Consider the following 6715-nt stretch of genomic DNA (forward strand, 5'->3'; position numbering starts at 1 on the left):
CTACCAGGTCAAACAGTTACTGAGCGTGGACTACCCCCGACGCCGAGACCGTGGTGCTGGTGATGGACAACCCCAACACCCACAACATCGCCTCGTTGTACGAGGCGTTCGAACCCGAAGAGGCATTCGCCCTGGCCCAACGCCTCGAGATCCACCACACGCCCAAGCACGGGTCATGGCTCAACATCGCCGAGATCGAACTCTCCGCACTGACCCGGCAATGCCTCGACCGCCGGATCAGCGACCTCGACACCCTCAACACCGAACTCTCAGCCTGGCAGAACGCCACCAACACCGACCAGCGTCAGGTGAACTGGCAGTTCACCACCCACGACGCACGCATCAAACTGCGCCACCTCTATCCCAAAAACTAGCCGCGACAGTCTACTAGTAGGGCTCCGTTACGTCTGTCTGTCGGTCCTGTTTGGGGGAACGCTGAAGGTGTGGACGCACATGAAGTGAACCGGGCTCGGGCGACGTTGGCGTTATTCGTGGCTGACGTGTTCGCGTCGGTGCCGCGCGTAAGGATCAGCGGGCGAAGGGCGACTGCTACCTGCGGGGACTGATGCTGGACGGACGGCGGAAGTCGATCCAGCCGATGGCGGAACGGCTGCCCGGACGGCAACGAGCAGAACCTGCAGCAGTTCGTGAACCAGTCGACGTGGGATCCGGTGCCGGTGCGGCGGCGGATCGCCCAGCGGATGGTGCCGAGAATCGGCCCGGAGGCGTGGGCGGTCGATGACGTGTCGTTCCCCAAGGACGGAAGATGTCGGTGGCGGTCGCGCGCCAGTACTGCGGGCGCTGGGCAAGCGGGCCAACTGCCAGGTCGCGGTGAGTGTGCACGCGGTCTCCGACACCGCGTCCTGTCCGCTGCAGTGGCGGCTGTTCGTGCCCGAGGAGTGGGCGGACGATGCGGTGCGGCGGCAGAAGACCGGGATACCGCAGGAGGTCGGGCACCGGGAGAAGTGGCGTCTGGCCCTGGACATCCTCGACGAGCTGGCCGGGTGGGGTCTGGTGCCGCCGGTGCTGGTCGCCGACGCCGCTACGGGCAGAACGCCGACTTCCGCGACGGTCTGAGCGAGCGGGGCATCGGCTATGTCGTGGCGGTCCGTTCGGACGTGACGGTCCACCCGCACGACGTGCGGCCCACCGCCCCGGCCTGGTCCGGGAACGGTCGCAGGCCGCAGCCCCGCTACCGGGACAAGCCGTCCCTCGGCAGCGCTGGCTCAGGAGCACGGACGGCAGGCGTTCACCGAGGTGACCTGGCGTGAAGGCTCCCGCGGGCCGATGCACTCACGCTTTCTGGCGCTGCGGGTGCGGGCGGCCGGGTGAGGGGCCCGCCGTCTGGCCCGCCGCCGCCACTGCCGAGCACGGCCACTGGGACGGTGTCCTGCCCGAGGTGACGCTGCTGGTCGAATGGCCCCAGGACGCCGAAGCACCCACCGACTACTGGCTGTCCAACCTGCCCGCCGACACACCGATCACCGAACTGGTCCGCCTGTCCAAGATCCGCTGGCGCATCGAGCACGATTACCGGGAACTCAAGCACGGCCTCGGCCTGGACCACTTCGAGGGCCGCTCCTGGAACGGCTGGCACCACCACGTCACCCTGGTCACCGCCGCCCACGCCTTCCTCACCGAACAGCGCCTGTCCCCAAAAGCCGATACAGCGGACTCACCCTCTACCAGATCCTCGACGCCATCCAGGACCTGCTGAACTGCTGGACCGGCACCTGCACCACCTGCCACCGCCCGCTGCCCAGAACATCCACCACCAGCCAGAACCCAAGAGCCAGAGCAACCTAACGGAGCCCTACTAGAAGGCTCATGAAGATCTTGGGTTTTGGCCCTGCCGCGTCAGCGGCAGGGCCAGACTCGTCTTGTGGCGATGGGCGAGTGGGTCGGCGAGACCGTCGGGCCGGACGTGTGGGAAACCTGCCGGGATCTGATCCCGGCCGGGAGCGTGTTCGCGTTCCTGGCCGAGCATCGCGGCGAGTTGTTCCCGGCTGAGATGTTCGCGGACATGTACCCGTCGGTGAACGGACGGCCGAGCATGCCGCCACAAATCCTGGCCGCCGCGATCACCTTGCAGGCCCTGCACGGGCTGTCGGACTTCGAGACGGTCCAGGAACTGCGGTGCGACCTGCGCTGGAAGGCCGCATGCGGCCTGGGACTTCACGACATGGCATTCGACCCGTCGCTGCTGGCCTACTTCCGCCGCCGGCTGTCCCGCTCCGCCCGCCCGAACCGGATCTTCGACGCCGTGCGCGAGGTCGTGAAAGCCACCGGCGTCCTCAAGGGCAAGCACCGCCGGGCACTGGACTCCACCGTGCTGGACGACGCGGTCGCCACCCAGGACACCGTCACCCAGATCATCGCCGCCGTCCGCGCGGTGATCCGCGAGGTCCCCGGCGCCGACGCAGTCGCCGCTGCCCAGTGCACCGCGCACGACTACACCGACCCCGGCAAGCCCCGCATCGCCTGGAACGACGAGCAGGCCCGCGCCGAACTGGTCGACGCCCTGGTCACAGACGCGCTGCGGCTGCTGGGCCACCTGCCCGAACAGCAACTCTCGGAGAAAGCCGCGAACGCGGTGGGCATTCTGGCCCTGGTCGCCGGCCAGGACGTCGAGCCCGCCGAGGACTCCGACGGCCGCGACGGACGCTGGCGCATCACCCGGGGCACCGCCCCCAACCGGATGGTCTCCACCACCGATCCAGAAGCCCGGCACGTCCACAAGACGCGCAGCCACCAGCAGGACGGCTTCAAGGCCCACCTGGCCATCGAGCCCGAGACCGGCTTATACACCGCGGTCGCCCTGCGGCCCGGCTCCGGAGCCGAACACCACGAGGCCGCCGTCGGTCTGGACCTGCTTGCCGACGAGGACAACCCGCTGGACGTCTTCGGCGACACCGCCTACTCCACCGGCGATGTCCGCCAGACCCTCCACGAGGCCGGGCACCAGCTGTTCCTCAAACCCGCCCCGCTGCGGCCTGCCGTCCCCGGCGGCTTCACCCTCGACGACTTCGCCATCGACACCGAAACGGCCGTCGTGACCTGCCCGGCCGGACACACCGTCGCCCTGTCCGACCCCGGCGGGCAGCACCACCAACGCAAAGCCTCTTTCGGGGACCTATGCGCCGGATGCCACCTGCGCGAGCGGTGCACCAAAGCCAGGGCCGGACGCATCCTGACCATCCGGCCCCACCACAACCTCCAGACAGCCGCTCGCCGCCAGGCCGCCACCGACCCCGGCTGGCAGGCCGACTACCGCCGCTGGCGGCCCCCGGTCGAACGCGCCGTCGCCTGGCTCGTCCACCACGGCAACCGGCGCCTGCGCTACCGCGGCACCATCAAGAACGACACCTGGCTCCACACCCGAGCCGCCGCCCTCAACCTCCGCCGACTGATCAACCTCGGACTCACCCACACCAGTGGCACCTGGCACATCGCACCGGCCACTACATGACCACAGGGGTTGTCCGGCCTGGCGGCCGGACAACCCTCACCAAGATCTTCATCGAACTTCTAGTAGGGCTCCGTTACGTCTGTCTGTCGGTCCTGTTTGGGGGAACGCTGAAGGTGTGGACGCACATGAAGTGAACCGGGCTCGGGCGACGTTGGCGTTATTCGTGGCTGACGTGTTCGCGTCGGTGCCGCGTAAGGATCAGCGGGCGAAGGGCGACTGCTACCTGCGGGGACTGATGCTGGACGGACGGCGGAAGTCGATCCAGCCGATGGCGGAACGGCTGCCCGACGGCAACGAGCAGAACCTGCAGCAGTTCGTGAACCAGTCGACGTGGGATCCGGTGCCGGTGCGGCGGCGGATCGCCCAGCGGATGGTGCCGAGAATCGGCCCGGAGGCGTGGGCGGTCGATGACGTGTCGTTCCCCAAGGACGGGAAGATGTCGGTGGCGGTCGCGCGCCAGTACTGCGGGGCGCTGGGCAAGCGGGCCAACTGCCAGGTCGCGGTGAGTGTGCACGCGGTCTCCGACACCGCGTCCTGTCCGCTGCAGTGGCGGCTGTTCGTGCCCGAGGAGTGGGCGGACGATGCGGTGCGGCGGCAGAAGACCGGGATACCGCAGGAGGTCGGGCACCGGGAGAAGTGGCGTCTGGCCCTGGACATCCTCGATGAGCTGGCCGGGTGGGGTCTGGTGCCGCCGGTGGTGGTGGCCGACGCCGGCTACGGGCAGAACGCCGACTTCCGCGACGGTCTGAGCGAGCGGGGCATCGGCTATGTCGTGGCGGTCCGTTCGGACGTGACGGTCCACCCGCACGACGTGCGGCCCACCGCCCCGGCCTGGTCCGGGAACGGTCGCAGGCCGCAGCCCCGCTACCGGGACAAGCCGTCCTCGGTGGCAGCGCTGGCTCAGGAGCACGGACGGCAGGCGTTCACCGAGGTGACCTGGCGTGAAGGCTCCCGCGGGCCGATGCACTCACGCTTTCTGGCGCTGCGGGTGCGGCCGGCCGGGGTGAGGGCCCGCCGTCTGGCCCAAGCCGCCGCCACTGCCGAGCACGGCCACTGGGACGGTGTCCTGCCCGAGGTGACGCTGCTGGTCGAATGGCCCCAGGACGCCGAAGCACCCACCGACTACTGGCTGTCCAACCTGCCCGCCGACACACCGATCACCGAACTGGTCCGCCTGTCCAAGATCCGCTGGCGCATCGAGCACGATTACCGGGAACTCAAGCACGGCCTCGGCCTGGACCACTTCGAGGGCCGCTCCTGGAACGGCTGGCACCACCACGTCACCCTGGTCACCGCCGCCCACGCCTTCCTCACCGAACAGCGCCTGTCCCCAAAAGCCGATACAGCGGACTCACCCTCTACCAGATCCTCGACGCCATCCAGGACCTGCTGAACTGCTGGACCGGCACCTGCACCACCTGCCACCGCCCGCTGCCCAGAACATCCACCACCAGCCAGAACCCAAGAGCCAGAGCAACCTAACGGAGCCCTACTAGTAGTGCGTCGCTGCTTAGTTGTGGCGTGTCTGGTTGGGAGGCTGGTGTCTGGTGGGTTCCTCCTTCCCTTTGCCGGACAGGACTGTCGTCATGGGTTCACAGAAGAAGCGGCCGGTCAGGTTGACACCGCAGGATCGTGAGGAGTTGGTCCGGGTGACCACCACGGGTGTTCGTGGGGCCTCGATGATCATGCGTGCGCGTGTACTGCTAGCACTGGACACCTCGGTGGGAGACGTGGATCCCAAGGCGGTGATCGCGGCCCGGCTCGGCGTCTCCGGTGAGACGTTACGGCTGGTCGCCAAGCGTTTCGCCGAGACCGGTGGCGATGTGCACGCCACGATCGCGCGGAAGAAGCGCGACCTCCCACCGGTGCCCTCGCCGGTGACCGGCGAGGTCGAAGCCCGGCTGATCGCGATGGCGTGCTCACAGCCACCCCAGGGCCATACCCGGTGGTCGCTGCGGCTGCTGGAGAAACATGTCGCGCTGGCCGAGGACATCCCCGATCTGGACCACTCCACCATCGGGCGGGTCTTAAAAAAACGGAACTGCGCCCTCACCTGAGAAAGTGCTGGACCATCCCACCCCGGGCGAACGCGGAGTTCGCGGCCCGGATGGAAGACGTGCTGGCCGTCTATGCCCGGCCCTACGACCCGGCACGTCCGGTGGTGTGCATGGACGAGAAGCCCTACCAGCTCCTCGGCGATGCCCGCGACCCACTCCCGGCCCGCCCTGGTCACGACGCCCGCCAGGACAGCGAGTACATCCGCTGCGGCACGTCCTCGATCTTCGTGTGGGTCGAACCCCTGCGCGGGTGGCGTCGCGTTCAGGCACTGTCCCGGCGGACCCGGATCGACTGGGCCGCCAGGTCAAACAGTTACTGAGCGTGGACTACCCCGACGCCGAGACCGTGGTGCTGGTGATGGACAACCTCAACACCCACAACATCGCCTCGTTGTACGAGGCGTTCGAACCCGAAGAGGCATTCGCCCTGGCCCAACGCCTCGAGATCCACCACACGCCCAAGCACGGGTCATGGCTCAACATCGCCGAGATCGAACTCTCCGCACTGACCCGGCAATGCCTCGACCGCCGGATCAGCGACCTCGACACCCTCAACACCGAACTCTCAGCCTGGCAGAACGCCACCAACACCGACCAGCGTCAGGTGAACTGGCAGTTCACCACCCACGACGCACGCATCAAACTGCGCCACCTCTATCCCAAAAACTAGCCGCGACAGTCTACTAGGGCAGCGGGCCCAGGAAGCGGATGTGGGGTCCTTCGTCGGGGCCGGTGGCGGTGACGGTGGCCCGTACGCCGTAGACGTCGGCGATCAGGGACTCGGTGAGGACGTCGTGCGGGGTCCCGGCGGCCACCACGCGGCCCTGCCGCAGTACGACGAGTCGGTCGCAGTACATGGCGGCGAGGTTCAGGTCGTGCAGGGCGACGACGCTGGTCAGACGGAGTTCGCGGATCAGGGTCAGCAGGGCGAGCTGGTGCTGGATGTCGAGGTGGTTGGTGGGCTCGTCCAGGAGGAGTTCGCTCGGCTCCTGGGCGAGGGCGCGGGCGATCTGGACCCGCTGGCGCTCACCGCCCGACAGGGTGTGCCAGGACCGGCGGGCCTTGTCGGCCAGACCCGTGCGGGCCAGGGCCGTGCGGACGGCCTCCTCGTCGGCTCGCGAGGCGGGCGACCACGCTCGGCGGTGCGGGACACGGGCAGCCGTACGGCGTCCTGGACTGTCAACTCGAC

At 68.3% G+C, this 6715-nt stretch carries 5 protein-coding genes and 3 pseudogenes; 7 read left to right on the top strand and 1 reads right to left on the bottom strand.

The window, feature by feature from the left end:
- Positions 1 to 38: 38 nt before the first annotated feature.
- The 7 genes and pseudogenes from E4N62_RS40720 to E4N62_RS40755 all read left to right on the top strand — a co-directional run.
- Positions 39 to 374: pseudogene (locus E4N62_RS40720) on the top strand (transposase); the annotation flags it as partial.
- Positions 375 to 443: 69 nt separating this feature from the next.
- Positions 444 to 1717: pseudogene (locus E4N62_RS48360) on the top strand (IS701 family transposase).
- Positions 1718 to 1888: 171 nt separating this feature from the next.
- Positions 1889 to 3469: an IS1182 family transposase gene (locus tag E4N62_RS40735; RefSeq protein ID WP_230222914.1), complete on the top strand. Its 1581-nt coding sequence runs from the start codon at positions 1889 to 1891 to the stop codon at positions 3467 to 3469.
- Positions 3470 to 3584: 115 nt separating this feature from the next.
- Positions 3585 to 4862 carry an IS701 family transposase gene (locus E4N62_RS40740; protein ID WP_230213238.1) on the top strand — a complete coding sequence of 426 codons (1278 nt, stop codon included), beginning with the start codon at positions 3585 to 3587 and terminating at the stop codon, positions 4860 to 4862.
- Positions 4863 to 5055: 193 nt separating this feature from the next.
- Positions 5056 to 5526 carry a helix-turn-helix domain-containing protein gene (locus tag E4N62_RS40745; RefSeq protein WP_230211441.1) on the top strand — a complete coding sequence of 157 codons (471 nt, stop codon included), beginning with the start codon at positions 5056 to 5058 and terminating at the stop codon, positions 5524 to 5526.
- A gap of 50 nt (positions 5527 to 5576) precedes the next feature.
- The gene (locus E4N62_RS40750) at positions 5577 to 5846 is read left to right on the top strand and encodes a hypothetical protein (RefSeq protein WP_230222910.1); all 270 of its coding nucleotides are present in this window, start codon (positions 5577 to 5579) and stop codon (positions 5844 to 5846) included.
- A 2-nt stretch (positions 5847 to 5848) separates the two neighbouring features.
- The gene (locus E4N62_RS40755; RefSeq protein ID WP_230222912.1) at positions 5849 to 6196 is read left to right on the top strand and encodes a transposase; all 348 of its coding nucleotides are present in this window, start codon (positions 5849 to 5851) and stop codon (positions 6194 to 6196) included.
- A 13-nt stretch (positions 6197 to 6209) separates the two neighbouring features.
- Here the strand turns inward: E4N62_RS40755 and E4N62_RS40760 are convergent.
- A pseudogene (locus E4N62_RS40760) lies at positions 6210 to 6715 on the bottom strand (ABC transporter ATP-binding protein); the annotation flags it as partial.

Origin of the sequence: Streptomyces sp. MNU76 (assembly GCF_020982545.1) — a bacterium.
In the GTDB taxonomy this organism is placed as follows: Bacteria; Actinomycetota; Actinomycetes; order Streptomycetales; family Streptomycetaceae; genus Streptomyces.